Raw genomic sequence first — 17,281 nt, 5'->3', positions numbered from 1 at the left:
GTTCATGTCTCCTTTATGATCGTGAATGAATGAAACTACCCCTTGACTCCTTGCAAAATCGCTTCCGCCAGGGCATCTAGCGCGATGAACGTCTGCTCGCCCGTCGCCATGTTTTTCAAGGCGATTTCGCCGCGATCCAGCTCGTCGTCGCCGAGAATCGCCGTGAAGCGCGCCTGCAGGCGGTCGGCCGATTTCAGCTGCGCCTTCATTTTGCGGCTCTGATAATCCCGCTCCGCCGCGATGCCGCGCAGGCGCAGGCCGTGCAGCAGCCGCGTCGTCTCGCGCTCCGCCGCTTCGCCGAGCCCGACCAGGTACACGTCGACCCGGTGCAGATGATCGAGCTGCACGCCCTGGCTCTCCAGCAGCAGCACCGTGCGCTCCAGGCCGATGCCGAGGCCGACGCCGGGCTGGTCCGGGCCGCCGATGTCGGCGACCAGGCCGTTATAGCGCCCGCCGCCGCCGATCGTATCGATCGCGCCGATGCCTCCCGCCTTGTACTCGAACGCGGTGTGCGTGTAGTAATCGAGGCCACGCACGAGTCGAGGATTGATGAGGTACGGAATGTTCATGTCCGTCAAGTGGAACTGCAGCGCCTCGAAGTGCGTCCGGCACTCCTCGTCCAAACTCTCCAGAATCGACGGCGCGCCGTCGAACCGGTGCTGGTCGGTCTTGCAATCGAGGACGCGGAGCGGATTGCGGTCCATGCGCGCCTGGCAGTCCTTGCAAAGCGACTCGCGCATCGGCTCCAGGAACGCGAGCAGCCGCGAGCGGTAAGCCGCGCGCACGGCCGGCGTGCCCACGGAGTTGATTTCCACCCGGACGTCCTTCAGGCCGACCTCCGCGTAGAACGTATAGCCGAGGGCGATCACTTCCGCGTCCAGCGCCGGGTCGACCGCGCCGAGCGCTTCCACGCCGAATTGGTGGAATTGCCGGTACCGGCCCGCCTGCTGGCGCTCGTAACGGAACATCGGACCAATGTAATACAGCTTCGATACGTCCGGTTCGCCGTACAGCTTGTTCTCCACGTAAGCGCGGACGGCCCCGGCCGTGCCCTCCGGACGAAGGGTCAGACTGCGGTCCCCGCGGTCAGTGAACGTGTACATTTCTTTCTCGACGATGTCCGTCGTCTCGCCGACGCCCCGTTTGTACAGCTCCGTCATTTCGAAGAGCGGGGTGCGAATCTCGCGGAAATTAAACCGCCGGCAAATATCGCGCGCCACGCGTTCGACGTACTGCCATTTCTCTACGGCGCCCGGCAAAAAATCCTGCGTGCCCGGAGGCTTCTGAAAAGCCATGCCCATTCCCTCCCAATTGATAATGGTCCTTGAACCTGCTCCCGGTAACCGGGGATTAAAAAAGCTCCCGTCCTCCGCCTATACAGGCCAAAGGGACGAGAGCTTGTCGAAAACGAAGCTGTCGTGGTACCACCCACATTCCGGAACGTCCGCCGTGATCGGCCTTCGTCCCGCTTTATCCGGTTAACGCCCGGCTACGCAATACGGCTACTGAACCGGCTTCAATGACCGGCAGGTTCGCCGCATGTCCTCCAGGATGTCCTCTCGCTCAAGCACGCCAAGGATTCTTCCAGCCATGGAACCCCTCTCTGTATCGGTGCGGGTAGAACGAAATCTTCCTATCGACGGATCAACACTTTATCTCATCAATAATAGCATTCCGGTTTTGAGGTGTCAATATACCTCGAAGACTCAGGCGAAAGTCACAAAACAAAGAAAAAAACCTACAAACGAGTTGTAGGTCCATCAAATATATTCAAAAAAGGGGGTCGACTATCATTATAGGCACGCGATGTTAGAGGAACATTGAAAACAGGTTACAGTTCCGTTACAAAAAATGAAGCGGTTACGCTTCGTATGCGTGCACATGCCTCCCCTGCCGTGCCGTTAACACGCAGCCTTGCACAGCGCCGTGCCGCGAATCCGTTCGCGCTCAAGGCATTCTGGGCGGAAGGACCGCGGCCCGGCCCAATTCGCCGCCCGCCTCGATGCCGGACTCTTCCCGGGCCAGCATGATCGCTTCCCGGCGATCGGCGAACAGCAGCCGTTTGGCCGTTCTCTCGATGCCTTGTTCTTTGCGTGATTGATGCATTCCGTTCACCCTCCGCTGATTCGCGCCTGTCGATGGCGCATGGTCAGCCTTAGTGTGCCCGCCATCTCCGTTTTCAACACACGCCCCGGTCCCCCGTCGGCACGAAATTCGCGTCCTCATGAAGGCGGCTGCTTCGAATCTTCCGGGAAGCAACGACAACAAAAAAACGGCATGCCGTATGCCGCTTGTTTCGCTTATCCTGCCGTCAGCGATCCTTATGCTTTGCTGTCGACGATCAGCGTGACCGGTCCCCAGTTGGTGAACGTCACGTCCATCATAGCGCCGAACCGGCCGGTCTCGACCTTCAGTCCGGACGCGCGAAGCGCATCGTTGAACGCCTCGTACTGCGCCTCCGCCTGCTCCGGTCTCGCCGCGGCCATGAAGTTCGGCCTCCGGCCCTTGCGGCAGTCCCCGTACAGCGTGAACTGCGAGACGGACAGGATTTCGCCGCCGACGTCCGACACGGATAGGTTCATTTTCCCGCTCTCGTCCTCGAAGATCCGCAATCCCGCGATCTTGTCGGCCATCCACCGAATGTCCGCATCCGTATCCTCGTGCGTGAGGCCCACGAGCAGCACGAGCCCTTTCGCGATGGCGCCTACCGTCACGCCGTCCACGACGACGGACGCTTCCTTGCTTCGCTGCACGACTACCTTCATTTGTCCGCTTGCTCCTCCGACGCTTTAAGAATGATTACTGCATGATCCGCTGCACGGAATAAATGTCCTTCACCCGTTTGATACGCTCGACGACCGATTGCAAATGCTCGATATTGCGGATCATCACCGTCATATGAATCATGGCCAGCTTGTTTTTGTCCGATCGGCCGGATACGGCCGAAATGTTGGTCTTGCTCTCCGAGACCGCCTGCAGCACTTCGTTCAACAGCCCGGGCCGGTCGTGCCCCGTAATCTCGATGTCGACGCTGTAATTCGCCTCGACCGAGTCTTCCCACTCCACTTCGATCATGCGCGCCGCTTCTTCCCCGTCGACGCTCGTCGTTAAGTTCGTGCAGTCCGCGCGATGCACGGACACGCCGCGGCCCCGCGTGATATAGCCGACGATGGCGTCTCCCGGCACGGGATTGCAGCAGCGGGCGAAGCGCACGAGCAGATTGTCCACGCCTTTGACGGATACGCCGTGCGTCGGCCGTGTCTTGCGCATCGCGGGGGACGACTTCATTTCCTTCATTTCGTTCGTGAGCTCGATCTGGCTCGCCTCTTCGGCTTCCTTGCGCATTTTCTCCGACAGCTTTGTGCAGATCTGGGCTGCGGTGATGCCGCCGAAGCCGACGGCCGACAGCATGTCGTCGATGTCGTTGAACGTGAATTTATACGCCGCTTCCTGCAGCTGCGCGTCGGACGTGAAGCTGGACGGTTCGAGGCCGAGCCGCTTCAGCTCTCGCTCGATGGCGTCGCGGCCCTTGATGACGTTCTCCTCGCGGCGCTCCTTCTTGAACCATTGCTTGATCTTGCTGCGCGCGTGCGACGACTGCGCGATCTTGATCCAATCCTGGCTCGGTCCGTATGAGTGCTTCGACGTGAGAATCTCGACGATATCGCCCGTCTTCAGCTTATAATCGAGTGGCACGATCCGGCCGTTGACCTTGGAGCCGATCGTCCGGTTGCCGACCTCCGTGTGAACCCGGTACGCGAAATCGAGCGGCACCGCGCCGGCGGGAAGCTCGAACACTTCGCCCTTCGGCGTGAACACGAAGACGAGATCGGAGAAGAAATCCATCTTCAGCGACTCGACGAATTCCGACGCGTCGCTCGCTTCGTGCTGCAGCTCGATGATCTCGCGGAACAACGTCATCTTGTCCTCGAACGAACCGCCCGGCACGACGCCGCCTTCCTTGTATGCCCAGTGGGCCGCGATGCCGAACTCGGAGGTGCGGTGCATCTCCCACGTGCGGATCTGCACTTCCGTCGGTTCGCCGGTGGGACCGATGACGGTCGTGTGCAGCGACTGGTACATATTCGCCTTCGGCATGGCGATGTAATCCTTGAATCGGCCCGGCATCGGCTTCCACAGCGTGTGGATGATGCCGAGCGTCGCGTAGCAGTCTTTGATATTATCAACGATGATGCGAATCGCGAGCAGGTCGTAGATTTCGTTGAACTGCTTGCTCCGCGCGGTCATCTTCTTATAGATGCTGTATATATGCTTCGGCCGTCCGGAAATGTCCCCGTCGATACCCATGTCCTCGAGCTTCTCGCCAATGCGGCCGATGACGTCGGCGATATATTGTTCGCGCTCCGCGCGTTTCTTCTTCATGAGATTGGCGATCCGGTAATACTGCTGCGGATTCAAATACCGGAGGGCGATGTCCTCCATCTCCCACTTGATCGCCGAAATGCCGAGCCGGTGCGCGATGGGACAGAAAATCTCCAGCGTCTCGTACGCGATCCGCCGCTGCGCCTCCTCGGATTGATACTTCAGCGTGCGCATGTTGTGCAGCCGGTCCGCCAGCTTGATCAGGATAACGCGCATGTCCTGGGCCATGGCCACGAACATTTTGCGGTAATTCTCGTTCTGCTGCTCCTCCTTGGAGCGGAATTGGATCTTCTCCAGCTTGGTCAGTCCGTCCACGACGGCCGCGCATGCCTCGCCGAACCGGGAGCGGACTTCTTCCAGCGGGACGGTCGTATCCTCAACCACGTCATGAAGGAGCGCCGCGATGATCGACAATACGTCCATTTGCATATTGACGAGAATTTCCGCGACGGCGACCGGATGCAGAATATACGGCTCGCCCGATTTGCGGACCTGCCCGTGATGGGCCTGATCGGCAAATTCGTAAGCTTCTTTGATCCGGTTCAAATCTTGTTCCTTCAAATAGGTGGATGCTTTATCAAGTAGCTGCTCTATGCCCATGAATGTCCCTTTCCGGAAAAGCGCGCGTCCGATTGGCGCCTGCTTTCCAAATCAATGAAAATCCTGCCAGGTCCAGCGTGACCGTTCAGCCCGAGTTTTCCTACTATTATGCCTGTTTTCAAGCCTTTCCGTCAACTCCGCGATTGCAGAACGCCGGACGACGGCTGCTTTCGCTTCCGTGTCCGGCGCTGGTTGAAGCTATCTTCTAGTATGAGACGAGCGAGAATATATCGATGCCGTCCAGCTTGCTGCGGCCGTCCAGATAACCCAGCTCGATCAGGAATGCCGCCCCGACCACTTCGCCGCCGAGCTGGCGGATCAAGTTGACCGTCGTGGCGATCGTACCGCCCGTTGCGAGCAGGTCATCGGCGATCAGCACCTTCTGGCCGGGCTTGATCGCATCCTTGTGGATCGTCAGCTTGTCCTTGCCGTATTCCAGGTCGTAACTCGCTTCGACGACTTCGCCGGGCAGCTTGCCGCTCTTGCGAATCGGCACGAAGCCGAGGCCCATGGACACGGCGAGCGGCGCGCCAATGATGAAGCCGCGCGCTTCCGGCCCCGCGATCAGGTCGATCTGCTTGTGCTGCACCGCTTGGCGGATGTCGTTGATGGCCGACGCGTACACGGCGCCGTTGTTGGTGAGCGTCGTAATGTCCTTGAACCGGATGCCCGGCTGCGGGAAATCGGGAATGACGCGAATATGTTCTTTATAGTTCATGAGATACCTACTCCTTCGTTTTCTTGTTCGATGGTTCGATTGTGGATCAGGCCTGCCTGCACCGTCAGCCAATCCGTCAGCTGCTTGACCGGCAGCGCGAGGATCGCGTTCGATTCCGCGCTTCGCTGGCCGTCGCGGTAATGCCGCGACAAGGACAGCTCCTTCTTGCCCGACACCGCGCTGAGCGTCAGGCTGCCTTCCGACTCCTCGACGAAACGCAGTTCCTTGAAGACGTCCAGCATGAACGCCACGCGGTCAGCCGGCTGCCGGAGCTTGGCGGCCAGTCCGGCTGCGGCGCCGGCTTCCGGCAGCGGGCATTCGCGCCGCAGCAGCTGATAGAGCTGCCCGAACTGCTCCCGCGTCGGAAACTCGCCCGATTCCCGGTCCGCGGCGTACAGCAGATGCACGGCTTCCAAGTCCGAGCAGGAAGCGATCGCCGCGGCCAGCTTCTCGGCCGACGGCGGCTTGCCGAAGACCGCCAATCTGCGGCACGGCACGCGCTGTCCGGCAAGGGCTTCGTACGTCAGGAGCCGGAAACGTTCCGGCAGCTTCAGCTGATCCGGCGCCGTCGCAGCTTCCAGCCAAGCCTCGTTCGGCACAAGCAGGACACCCTGGCTCTGCCGCATGACGTCCGTCGCGAGCAGCCGCTCCGCCGTCCGAAGCGATTCGCAATCGGGCTCGCTTCGCAGGTCGAACAGCTGGATATGCGGCACGCGGAGATCGCTTACCATGAACTGGGCTTTGCGCTGGCCGTTCCACTCGTTCACGGCCAGTTCGCCGACGACCTCGACGGCCGCGCCGTTCGACAGGCGCTCCGCCAGATGGCCGCTGCCGAAGCCGACGGCGTCCAGCAGCTTGCCCTGGCCGGCGAGCGCCAGCTTCAGGTGATTCTTCTCCTTGCCCATCGTCTTGCGCTCGGCGAGCGTCACGCCGGTAAGCAGCAGCTTCGGCGCGACGTTCCCTGCGCCGAACGGCTCCAGCTTGGCGAGCTGCTCGCGTACCTTCAAGGTGGCGTCCTCCATCTTGCACGTCAGATCGATCGTCAGCTTCGGGATCCAATCCTCTTCCGTCAGCCATTCGTCCGCGAGACGGCACAGCCGCTCCTCGAAAGGAGCGAGCTTGTCGCGGTGCAGCGTCATTCCGGCGGCGGCTTGGTGCCCTCCGTAATGATCGAGCCATTCCTCGCACACCGTCAGTGCCGCGTGCAAATCGTAGCCGTCGATCGAGCGGGCCGAGCCCTTGCACGCGCCCGTCTCCGGGTCGATGCCGAGAACGATCGTCGGCTTGTAATGGCGCTCGATCAGCTTGGAAGCGACGATGCCGACGACGCCGGCGTTCCAGCCTTCGCCCGCGACGACGATGACGGACGGACGGCGCGTGCCGGCCTTGTCCGCGGCCTCGCATTTCGCCGTCCACTGCGCCTCGGCTTCCCGCAGGATATCCTCGACGATGCCCTGGCGCTCCTTGTTCAGCTCGTCGAGCCGGAACGCGCCGGCCGCCGCGGTTTCCTCGTCGACGGCCGTCAGCAGCTCCACCGCTGCGTTGGCATGGTCGAGGCGGCCGGCGGCATTGATGCGCGGCGCCATGCCGAACGCGATATGCGTCGCCAGGAGCGACGGCAGTTCGATTCCGCACACGTCGGCGAGCGCCCGGAAACCGGGCTTGTCCGTCGCGCGCAGCTGTTCCAGCCCGAGGCGCACGAGCACGCGGTTCTCGTCCGTGAGCGGCATGAGGTCGGCGATCGTCCCGAGCGCCACGACGTCGGTCCACTCGACCGGTGGTTCCCCGAGCAGCGCCGTCGCCAGCTTGAACGCGACGCCGACGCCCGCCAGTCCCTTGAACGGATAGCCGCAATCCTCCTGCTTCGGATTGACAATCGCGTACGCGGCTGGCAGCTCTTGCAGCGGCTCGTGGTGGTCGGTCACGACGACGTCGATTCCAAGTCCGGACGCGTAAGCGATTTCCCGGGCGGCGCTGATGCCCGTATCGACGGTGACGATCAGCGTGACGCCGGCCGCCGACGCCGCGTCGAGCGCTGCAATATTCAACCCGTAGCCCTCACGCGTGCGGTGAGGTATGTAATGGTCGAAGTCAAGCGCAAGCCGCTTGAATAAGTACGTCATCAAGGTCGTCGACGACACGCCGTCCGCGTCATAATCGCCGTAGATCCGGACGCGCTCGCCGCGCTCGCGGGCCAGCGCGATCCGGTCCGCGGCTTCCTTCATCCCTTTCAGCAGGAAAGGGTCGTGCAGACATTCGAGGCCGCCGGTCAAAAATTGCCTGGCCGCTTCGATGCGGTCGTAGCCGCGCTGTACGAGCAGCCGGGCGACGAGCGGCGGGAGCGACAACGCCCGCGCCAGCGCGGCCGCGCGCGCTTCCCCTTCGACGTCCAGCGCGGCGAGGCGCCAGCGTGTTTTCGATTGCAGCAACCCGTCACCTCTCTTCTCAAAAAAATGAACGCTGCTGCTATTGCAGTAGCGTTGTCACGTGTTCCGGATTGGACTCATGATTGGTTTTGTACGGATAACCGGGATCGTAAGGTTCGACGTGAACCGTAACCTCCGTCATGTGGTTGAACCGCTTCATTATGAATTCTCGGACCCGCTTGGCGATCTCGTTGCCTTCCAGCACCGAGATGCGCGGGTTGACGCTGATGACGACTTCCGCGACGGCGTAATGGCCATGCTCTCTCGCGCGCAGCAGCTCGACGCTGATGACGCCTTCCATGCGCAGGACGACGGCCTTCAGCTCCGATAGGTCCGCGGGCTCTACTTCCAGGAAACGGCTCCGCATCACGGATGCCGAAGCGACGCGATACCCGCTCGTGAACACAATGACGACGATAATGAGCGACGCCGCGGGATCCAAGTAATAGAGCAAGTGCAGGTTCAGCGGCCTGCCGAGCATCGAGCCGCCGGTTCCGACAAGCGCAGCGAGCGACGCGTAGAAGTCGGCGCCCCGCTCCTTGTTCGAGAAGCCCGCTTCCTTCAGAAGGAAGGCGGCCAGCACGACCGCGGCCGCCGGCCAGCTCGGACTGTCGTCGACGCCGTCCGCGATCGACTTGATCGCGGCGATGCCGATCTCGAGGCCGGCGATCATCAGCAGAATGGACGCCAGCACGCCCGTCGCGGCTTCCGAGCGCCCCCGGGCCGCCGGCACCGGCGCGTACGGCGAACCGAGCTGCCGGCACCGGCGGATGCCGGTCAGCGAAACGAACGAGGCGGCCGCTTCGGAGGCCGAACGGCAGGCATCGGCCAGCAGCGACTTGCTGCCCGTCATGACGCCGACGCCGCCTTTAACCGCTGCGATACAGACATTGCCGATAAGCCCGGTCCATGCTGCAGACTCCGCTCTGGCGTAACGATGGTTCGCTGTCATGGATGCCTCCTGTTATAGCGTTGTACTCCCTATCTTACTACGATGCGGGCGAAGAATTGACATTCGTCTTCGGTTTTTGTTTGCTCTTCAGCAGCAGCCACAGCGGGCTCGCGATGAAGATCGACGAATACGCGCCGCTGATTAGGCCGAATAAAATCGCGATCGAGAACAAGCGGATCGATTCGCTGCCGAAGATGAGCAGACAGACCGTCGCGAACAATACCGTCATGACCGTGTTGATGGAACGGGACATCGTCTGCCAAATGCTGTCGTTGACGACTTTGGCGATGTCCGTGATCGACTTGAGCTTCGCGAACCGGAGATTCTCGCGGATCCGGTCGAAAATAACGATCGTATCGTTTATGGAATAACCGATGATCGTCAATACCGCCACGATAAACGGCAGATTGACCTCGAGCCTGAATATCGAGAACAAGCTGATAACAATAAACGCGTCATGCAGCAGCGCGATGATCGCCGCCACGGCGAACCGCCATTCGAACCGGATGCTGACGTAGATCACGATACCGATGCTGGCGATCAGCACCGCCTTGATGGCGTTGCCCTGCAGCTCTTTCGCGATTTCGACGTCGACCGTGTTTACTTCCATCGAAGCGCCTTTGTCGAACTTGTCGGCGATCCCCGTTTTCAGCGCTTTTTCCTTCGCATCGGACAGGACATCGTCGAAGCGGAGCGTGACGCGCTTCGCGCCGAACGTCATGCCCGGCGTGCCGAAATCATTGTCCTTCAAGTACTGCTCGAACTCGGCCTTCTTGCTGCTGATATCCTGCTTAAACGTAATGTCGACGCTTGAGCCCGCTTTGAAATCGACGCCGTAATTCAACCCGAAAATGCTAAGCGTCAGAATCCCGACGAGCGTAATCACAATCGATAATATAAAGAAGTAACGGGCCGTCTTGACGAAGCTGAATTTCTTCTCGTCCACGTTGTCGAATGCCTTATAGTGCACGTACTTCACTCTCCTTCACACCGAAGTTGGTTTTCTTCTTGACCACACCGCTGCGGACGAGAAGCGAGAGGAGCAGACGCGAGAAGAATACGTTCGTAATGACGCTCATGACGATACTTAGCAATAGAATGACGGCAAAGCCTTTAACCGACCCCACGCCGATGAAGAACAGCACGAGCGCGGCGATAGCCGTCGTGACGTGCGAGTCGACGATCGTGCGGAAGGAGTGGCGCGAGCCGGCCTTCTGCGACGACATGATGCTCTTGCCGCTGCGGAGCTCTTCGCGGATCCGTTCCGCCATGATAATATTGGCGTCGACTGCGATCCCGATGCCGAGAATGAACGCGGCGATGCCCGGAAGCGTCAGCGTGGCGTGAATGAGATTGAACCCGAGCAGCAGCAGCCAGACGTACACGATGATGGAAATGCTCGCGATGACGCCCGGAAGCCGGTAGAAAATCATCATGAACAACAGGATGACGATCGTGGCGATGACGCCTGCTTCTACGGTTTCGTCCAGGGACTTCTTGCCGAGCGTCGCGCCGACGCTCTGCGTGTACTTCTCCGTCAGTTTCAGCGGCAGGGCGCCGAGGTTGATCGTGTTTTTGAGATCGTACGCTTCCGCGCGCGTGAAGCTGCCCGTGATGGAGGCGTCCGTGCTGTTGATTTCGCCCGATACGTTCGGAGCGGACAGCATTTTATCGTCCAGGTAAATGGCCAGCTGGTTGTTCGGGCTCAGCTTGGCCACTTCGCGGGTAATCTCGGCGAATTTGCTGGCGCTCTTCATCTTGATCGTGATTTCGTACTCGTTCAGCTGCGTTTGGCGAACGTCGGCGCCGTTCTGCTTAAAATCGCTGCCGTGCAGTTCGATCTTACAGTAGCCTTTGTCGGCCGCGCAGCCGCGAGCGCTGCGGAACGTCAGCTCGGCGGGCTTCTTCAGGATGTCCCGCACTTTGGCTTCGTCCGTTACGCCGGCGATTTTGACGCGGATGCGGTTGGTTCCCTCCGTCGTCACTTCCGGTTCGGCCACGCCTGTGGCATTGGCGCGGGCTTCGAGGCTCTTCGCCGTTTCCGTCAGGGACTCCTTCGTCACCTTGCCTCCGGCTTCGATCGGCTCGGCTTCGTACAGGATTTCGAAGCCGCCCTTCAGGTCCAGTCCAAGTTTGACGTCATCCACCACCCACTTGAACAAGCCTCCTACAACGCCGAACGATACGACGACGATGAGGATAAACGCTAACAGTCGACGATTCATGATTCCTACAGTTCCCCCTTAAGTGCAATGCTCAATAGTCCTATTATAACGATGGCTTAAAATCGAGTCAAAAAAAAGAGCCCATCCGTTAAAAATGGGTTCCTTTAAACGCGCTGAGCGTCATAAAGTTCATGAACTTCGTCACTTTTAACGATAATATGTCGTTGACGACCTGATGCCGCTGCGGCTGCCCCGTCTTGGCGTATTTCTCGCTGACGCACAGCCATATCTCTTCTCCCGTCACGTGCTCGTAGCCGAACAGGTGAAACTCCTCCGCTTTACTGTTGCACAAGTATTCGATGGTCGCGACCCACTCTTCCTCCGTCATCGGCTTGTCTTCCGTCTCCATTCCACGACCTCCTCGCCTGGCTGTTTGCTGTACTCATTCGCCGTCCCCTTCCGTCATTCCTGCAATTCCTGCAAAAACACCCGCTCGGCAAAAATTGACTGCATGGAAGCGGACATGCCGCGCATAAGCATGGAGATAGGACATGTTCACGGTAGAGGGAGAGGAACGCATTGACCAAGCAAACGTTCATTAAGGGCGCCTTGATTCTGCTTGCCGCCGGCATCGTTAACCGGATCCTCGCCTTCGTGCCGCGCATCGCGCTGCCCCGCATTATCGGACCCGAGGGCGTAGGCATCTACCAGCTCGGCTATCCGTTTCTGATCGTGCTGCTGACGCTAATTACGGGCGGCATCCCGCTCGCGGTTGCCAAATGGATCGCCGAGGCGGAATCCCAGGGCGATGCCAAGCGCGTGAAGCATATCTTCCGCTCGGCCATGGCGCTTACATTGATGCTCGCGGCCGCGCTGACCGCGCTGTTCGTCTGGCTGACGCCGTGGATCACGGTCCACCTGATGACCGACCCGCGCGTGCTTCAGACGTTCCGGATGATGAGCCCGCTGCTCTTGATCATCGGCGTTTCCGCCGTCTACCGCGGCTACTTCCAAGGCAAGCAGAACATGATTCCGACCGCGCTGTCGCAAACGGTGGAAACGGTCATCCGGATCATTTTCGCGCTGCTGTTCGCGAAATGGCTCCTGCCGCTCGGCCTCGCATGGGGCGCGGCGGGCGCGATGCTCGGCGTCGTCGCGGGCGAAGTAGCCGGCTTCGCGGTGCTGCTGCTCCAGTACGCCAGGGAGCGGAGAAGGCGGTCAGCGGCGTCTTCCGCGCCTGCGGACGAGCAGGCCTCCGATCAAGCGGCCCGCGTGCCCGCTTACGGCGGACAGGCGCCCACGGAACGCATCCCCGTCATGCGGCGTCTCGTCAGCCTGTCCGTTCCGGTGACGGCCAGCCGCATGATCGGTTCGTTTTCCTACTTGCTGGAATCCATCTTCACCGCCCGCGCGCTCTTGATGGCCGGCATCGCCACGGGCGCCGCGACGGCGCAATACGGCGCGCTGCAGGGGATGATCATTCCGATTCTGCTCCTGCCGACGGCGCTTACCTATTCCCTGGCCGTCTCCCTCGTGCCGTCGCTGTCGGAAGCCGCGGCCAAAGGGGACAAAAAAACGATCCACATCCGGCTGCACCAATCGATGCGGCTCTCGCTCGTGACCGGCGCCCCCTTCGTTGTGGTCATGCTCCTGTTCGCCGAGCCGATCTGCCGCGTGCTGTACGATCATGCCGAGATCGCGCCCATGCTGAAGTGGATCGCCCCGGTCGGGCTCTTCATCTATTTGCAGGCTCCGCTGCAAGCGGCGCTGCAAGCGCTCGACAAACCGGCGACCGCACTCACGAACACGTTCATCGGCGCCGTCGTCAAGCTCGTGCTGATCTTGAAGCTCGCCTCGATGCCGTCGCTCGGCATCTACGGCGCCTTGATCGCGATCAACATTAACATCGTGCTCGTTACCGTGCTTCACTGGATCAGCGTAATGCGCTTCGTCGGCTTCCGCATGCAGTGGCTCGATTTCGCGAAGGTCGGGGCAGCGATGATGATCATGGGCGCCGCGGCGCTCTGGGTCATGAATCTCCGGTCTCTCCCCGCCCTGTGGCTGAACCTCGCCGCCGCCTGCGCCGCCGGCGTCGTCGTCTATCTGATCCTGATGGTCGCGCTGCGCATCATCGACCGGTCCGACGCCGCGAGGCTGCCGGTCATCGGACGCTGGTTCCGGACATGACGACAGCACCGGCTCGCGCGCCGGTGCTGTCGCTCTTATTCGGATACGGGCTGAATTACGGCGTTGGTTTGCCGCGATGCTTCAGATCGATGAACAGCTTGCCCCGATGGTCGATCGTGCACAGAAACACCTGCTTCGAATCGACGATGCCGCGCTGCCGCAGCTGGTTGTTGAGCCAGAAGCGGTCTTTCTCGAGCATTTCCAGATTATGCTTCTGAATTTCGCCGTCCATGATCAACGGAACGGGCAAATTCTCGAACCGATAGTTGCGGGGAAACATCTTGGGCAGCGGCTCTTCCCGATTCCCCGTTTCCTCCTCTATGGCCGATGACGGATCCATCGCTTTGTCTTTCTGAATGATGGACAGCTTGCCCGTGGACTCGAGAATCGCAAATTCGACGTCGGCGATATTCGTTTTATTCTCCCGGAATTGCAGCAGCAGGTCGTCCAAATTGTACCGCTGCTTACGCATGGCCTCGCGATTCAGCTTGCCCCGCTCGACGATAATCGTCGGTTCGCCGTCGATCAAGGTGCGCATCCGGCGGAATTTGAGCGAGACGAGCGCGATTCCGATTTGGATCACGAGCAGGATCGCCATAGGAAAGACGCCGTCCATAATGGGCCGATTCGTATCCTCGATCACGAAAACGGCGATTTCCGCGATCATGACGGAGATGACCAGATCGAACACCGACAGCTTGCCGATTTCCCGCTTTCCCATCAGCCGCATGATGACGAACACGACCAAATAAATGAGAAGCGTACGGAACAACAGACTCCAGTATTCCATAAGGACTGCCCTCCCAGCGTAAGGTACAACTATTGTCACCGGATGGTCATCCCAACATACGAAGGGGACGATTCGAAATTATGGAATCCGCCGGCGCCGCCAATCGGTCCGAAAACGGCCCGTTCGCCTGTACTAATCCCGCCGGCTTGGCCATATGTTGTAGTAATTGGACAAGAAGCGAAGATGAAGGGAGATTACGGATGAAACCGATGAACGCGATGAAGAACGTTCCGAAAGTGCACATGTCCTCGCCGCTGCTGTCCGGCATCCTGTACGCGGCAATGTGGCTGGCCGCGGGGGCGCTGCTGCTGTCGATGATGCTGCGGTGGGGCAGCATGCAGGAGAGCGACCTGCCGACGTACAGCCTGTTCGTGCACGGCTGCTCCGCCTTGGCCGGCGGGTTCGTCTCGGGCCGGCGCTCCAGGCAGCGGGGCTGGTACTACGGCGGGGCGCTGGGCTTGGTCTACGGCCTCCTTATTTTGCTGATCGGCTTTCTGGCCAGCAATACCGGCTTCGGCGGCAAGACGCTCACGATGATGCTTGAAACGCTGCTGTGCGGCTCTTTCGGCGGCATGATCGGCGTCAATACGAAACGTTCCTGAGAGCCGCGCGCCTATCGCTTACGGTCCGCATCCCCGGTATATCGCAATTGTAATCATCCCTGCGAAATGTGTTATACTAGATCGGACCGAAACGACGCAACGCCTTAGGGGGATTATTCGAATCATGATCTTGTTCAACAATATGACGACGGTCGCCGTCTACACGGCGCTGACCGTCGTCGTTCTTATCTGGTATGGAGCCGCGGCCAATCCATTCAAAGTCGCCGGACTGTTCCTGAAAGAAAATCTCTTCAACCGTAAATATAACGCGCATTTCGTGCTTCTGATTCTCATCCTGTTCTGCAACAAGTTCGAGCTTCGCATCGAGAAAGGCATGTCGAACACGCATGATTTCGCCGGCTTCTTCCAATCCATCGAAGGCAGCTTCGTCGCGAACTTCCAGCATACGTTCCAGAGCGACTGGCTGACGCCGTTCCTCGCGTTCATGTACGTCGTCGTCTTCCAAGCGCTGCTGATCGCCTCCGTCGGCATCTATACCTTGCGGAGCCCGAACAAAACGATGTTCTACGCGACCTGCTACGCGATCATGATCAACTACGCGGTCGCGATTCCGTTCTACCTGTTCTTCCCGGTCAGCGAGGTCTGGTACCACGATCCGAACGTCAGCTTCCTGATGCTGCAGGCGTTCCCGAACTTCGAGCACCAATACCGCGCCTTATCGGGCTTGAACAATTGCTTCCCGAGCCTGCACACATCGATCTCCGTGACGCTTGCGATTCTAGCCGCGAAGTCCGGGATCAAGCGCTGGGCTTGGTTTTGCGGCATCTGCGCCGCGATCGTCATCTTCGCGATCTTCTATCTCGGCATCCACTGGCTCATCGACATGTGCGGCGGCCTCGCGCTCGCGACCTTCGCTTCGCTCATGGGCATCCGGCTCAGCAAGGCAACCTGGCCGCTGCGCGGACGCCGGGGCACGGTCGTCCCGCCAGCGCCAGCAGGTTATCTGCAGGAGGACGCCAAGTAAGCGAAGGGGCGGCAAAAGAAATCGGCCTCCATCTATTCAACCGATTCGACTGTTCGCCTCCGCGACAAAAGACCGCTGCGGCGGGGCTCACGCCCCGGGCAGCGGTCTTTTTTCGTGCGCGTCGGTCATTGATAAATGAGCGGCCGCACGTCGTCGATCAGCTTCTGCAGCTGTTTCGCGCATGCCGCGTACTGCACTTTCTCGCGCTCGTCCCCCGACAGCAGGCCGTACATCTCCATGTCGGCTTCGCATTTCTTGAGCGCCGCGAGCAGACCGGCTTGGCCGTTCGGATTTTTCGGCAGCTTCGCCTTGTCGTCGAAGAGATCGACGTACAGCGAGCCGTTGTCGTCGATCTGCGCCAGGAAGACGTCTTCGATTGAGACGTCCGACTTTTTCAATTCCTTCTTCAGCCAGTTCTCGTTGTAGCCGGTAGACCGGAGCGGATCCGGCAGAATCTTGCCGTCCATGATGACGACTTGCGGCTCATGCTCCGGCTGCACCCGAAGCCCGAGCGACTTCGGCGTGATCGGCTGGTTCTCCGCCTTCAGCATGACATTGATGGCGCCGCTCACTTCCATGACGGCAAATTCGACGTCGGCCGCCTTGAACACGTCCTTTCGGCGCAGGCTTTCCATCAGCTCGTCCGTCGTGACGCGTTCCTTCTTCAGGTTGCCCTCCAGGATTTTGCCGTTCTGGATCAGCACCGTCGGCTGGCCATCGATCCAATCGCGCGCTTTTTTGCTCTTCATTTGCAGCAATTCGATGGAGAGCGACACCGCTGCCCAGACCGCCAGCGAAATCATGCCCAAATACCACGTATTTTCCGCTTCCAAAGACACGTAGCCCGCGAGGTTACCGATCGTAATGCCGGTAATGTATTCGAAGACGGACAGCTCCGTCACCTGCCGTTTGCCGAGCACCTTCGTCAGCAGCAGCAGGAACACGACCGCGGACAGCGTGCGCAGGATGATCTCCACCCATAAGTACATGGATTACTTCACACCTCGATCCCGTTATCGTCGCTATAGTATTCGCCCGCTGGCTGGAAACTATGAGTTTCGGGACGGGACCGGCGCGCAACAAAAAAAGCGGCACTCGAAAGCGCCGCCCAGTCCTGCGTTCTAGCCTTTGATGTCTTCCGGCTTCTCTTCCTTCACCATCGCCGGTGCCGTCGCCGGCGCGGCGGTCACAGCCGCGCTGGAGGAGACGACCGTGTTGATCGCGCTGCGATCGAACGTAATCTTCGTGGCATCGTTCACACGAAGCACGACCGTGTCGTCGGTCAGCTCCACGATCGTGCCGTGCATGCCGCCGATCGTGACGATTTTATCGCCCTTTTTGATCCCGCCTAGCATGAGGTTCCGCTGCTTCGACTTGCGCTGTTGCGGACGAATCAGCAGGAAGTAGAACACCGCGAACATCAGAATAAACGGAATTAAGGATGCAGCTCCTGACATTTCATTTCACCCCTTT

The 17,281-nt window shown here is 59.9% G+C and carries 16 protein-coding genes; 3 read left to right on the top strand and 13 right to left on the bottom strand.

Going from position 1 to position 17,281, the window contains the following annotated elements; translation table 11 throughout:
• Positions 1-35: 35 nt before the first annotated feature.
• The 10 genes from hisS to ACFPB1_RS07040 form a co-directional block, all read right to left on the bottom strand.
• Positions 36-1,295, bottom strand: coding sequence for a histidine--tRNA ligase (gene hisS / locus ACFPB1_RS07085; RefSeq protein ID WP_379223421.1), 1,260 nt, complete (start codon positions 1,293-1,295; stop codon positions 36-38).
• 652 nt (positions 1,296-1,947) lie between these two features.
• Positions 1,948-2,106: a hypothetical protein gene (locus ACFPB1_RS07080; protein WP_379223419.1), complete on the bottom strand. Its 159-nt coding sequence runs from the start codon at positions 2,104-2,106 to the stop codon at positions 1,948-1,950.
• Positions 2,107-2,321: 215 nt separating this feature from the next.
• Positions 2,322-2,765 carry a D-aminoacyl-tRNA deacylase gene (gene dtd, locus ACFPB1_RS07075; RefSeq protein WP_379223417.1) on the bottom strand — a complete coding sequence of 148 codons (444 nt, stop codon included), beginning with the start codon at positions 2,763-2,765 and terminating at the stop codon, positions 2,322-2,324.
• Between the two features lie 34 nt (positions 2,766-2,799).
• On the bottom strand, positions 2,800-4,983 hold the full coding sequence (locus ACFPB1_RS07070) for a RelA/SpoT family protein (protein ID WP_379223416.1): 2,184 nt from the start codon (positions 4,981-4,983) through the stop codon (positions 2,800-2,802).
• Between the two features lie 205 nt (positions 4,984-5,188).
• A complete protein-coding gene (locus ACFPB1_RS07065) occupies positions 5,189-5,701 on the bottom strand; it encodes an adenine phosphoribosyltransferase (RefSeq protein ID WP_379223414.1) in 513 nt (170 codons plus the stop codon).
• The gene (gene recJ / locus ACFPB1_RS07060; protein ID WP_379223412.1) at positions 5,698-8,130 is read right to left on the bottom strand and encodes a single-stranded-DNA-specific exonuclease RecJ; all 2,433 of its coding nucleotides are present in this window, start codon (positions 8,128-8,130) and stop codon (positions 5,698-5,700) included. Before recJ ends, ACFPB1_RS07065 begins: the two co-directional genes overlap by 4 nt.
• A gap of 37 nt (positions 8,131-8,167) precedes the next feature.
• Positions 8,168-9,079: a cation diffusion facilitator family transporter gene (locus ACFPB1_RS07055; RefSeq protein ID WP_379223410.1), complete on the bottom strand. Its 912-nt coding sequence runs from the start codon at positions 9,077-9,079 to the stop codon at positions 8,168-8,170.
• A gap of 37 nt (positions 9,080-9,116) precedes the next feature.
• Positions 9,117-10,049, bottom strand: a complete 933-nt coding sequence (secF, locus tag ACFPB1_RS07050) for a protein translocase subunit SecF (protein ID WP_379223408.1) — start codon at positions 10,047-10,049, stop codon at positions 9,117-9,119.
• A complete protein-coding gene (gene secD, locus ACFPB1_RS07045; RefSeq protein ID WP_379223406.1) occupies positions 10,039-11,304 on the bottom strand; it encodes a protein translocase subunit SecD in 1,266 nt (421 codons plus the stop codon). Before secD ends, secF begins: the two co-directional genes overlap by 11 nt.
• Positions 11,305-11,392: 88 nt before the next feature.
• Positions 11,393-11,653, bottom strand: a complete 261-nt coding sequence (locus ACFPB1_RS07040; RefSeq protein ID WP_379223404.1) for a post-transcriptional regulator — start codon at positions 11,651-11,653, stop codon at positions 11,393-11,395.
• A 170-nt stretch (positions 11,654-11,823) separates the two neighbouring features.
• Here ACFPB1_RS07040 and spoVB point away from each other — a divergent pair, with 170 nt between their 5' ends.
• Positions 11,824-13,431 (top strand): stage V sporulation protein B, encoded by a 1,608-nt coding sequence (gene spoVB, locus ACFPB1_RS07035; RefSeq protein WP_379223402.1) that lies wholly within the window; start codon positions 11,824-11,826, stop codon positions 13,429-13,431.
• Between the two features lie 55 nt (positions 13,432-13,486).
• Here the strand turns inward: spoVB and ACFPB1_RS07030 are convergent, their stop codons facing one another.
• Positions 13,487-14,221, bottom strand: coding sequence for a DUF421 domain-containing protein (locus tag ACFPB1_RS07030; protein ID WP_379223399.1), 735 nt, complete (start codon positions 14,219-14,221; stop codon positions 13,487-13,489).
• A 200-nt stretch (positions 14,222-14,421) separates the two neighbouring features.
• Between ACFPB1_RS07030 and ACFPB1_RS07025 the strand changes: the two genes are divergently transcribed.
• Together ACFPB1_RS07025 and ACFPB1_RS07020 are read left to right on the top strand one after the other, a co-directional pair.
• Positions 14,422-14,823, top strand: coding sequence for a TIGR04086 family membrane protein (locus ACFPB1_RS07025; RefSeq protein ID WP_379223397.1), 402 nt, complete (start codon positions 14,422-14,424; stop codon positions 14,821-14,823).
• Positions 14,824-14,947: 124 nt separating this feature from the next.
• Entirely contained in the window at positions 14,948-15,808 is an 861-nt protein-coding gene (locus ACFPB1_RS07020) for a phosphatase PAP2 family protein (RefSeq protein WP_379223395.1), read from the top strand.
• Between the two features lie 125 nt (positions 15,809-15,933).
• Here the strand turns inward: ACFPB1_RS07020 and ACFPB1_RS07015 are convergent, their stop codons facing one another.
• Both ACFPB1_RS07015 and yajC read right to left on the bottom strand, forming a co-directional pair.
• The gene (locus ACFPB1_RS07015) at positions 15,934-16,797 is read right to left on the bottom strand and encodes a DUF421 domain-containing protein (RefSeq protein ID WP_379223393.1); all 864 of its coding nucleotides are present in this window, start codon (positions 16,795-16,797) and stop codon (positions 15,934-15,936) included.
• Between the two features lie 132 nt (positions 16,798-16,929).
• Positions 16,930-17,265 (bottom strand): preprotein translocase subunit YajC, encoded by a 336-nt coding sequence (yajC, locus tag ACFPB1_RS07010; protein ID WP_379223390.1) that lies wholly within the window; start codon positions 17,263-17,265, stop codon positions 16,930-16,932.
• Positions 17,266-17,281 lie beyond the last annotated feature (16 nt).

Origin of the sequence: Paenibacillus sp. GCM10023250 (assembly GCF_042653205.1) — a bacterium.
Classification (GTDB): domain Bacteria; phylum Bacillota; class Bacilli; order Paenibacillales; family Paenibacillaceae; genus Paenibacillus_Z.
This window is presented reverse-complemented; position numbering and strand designations above follow the sequence as displayed.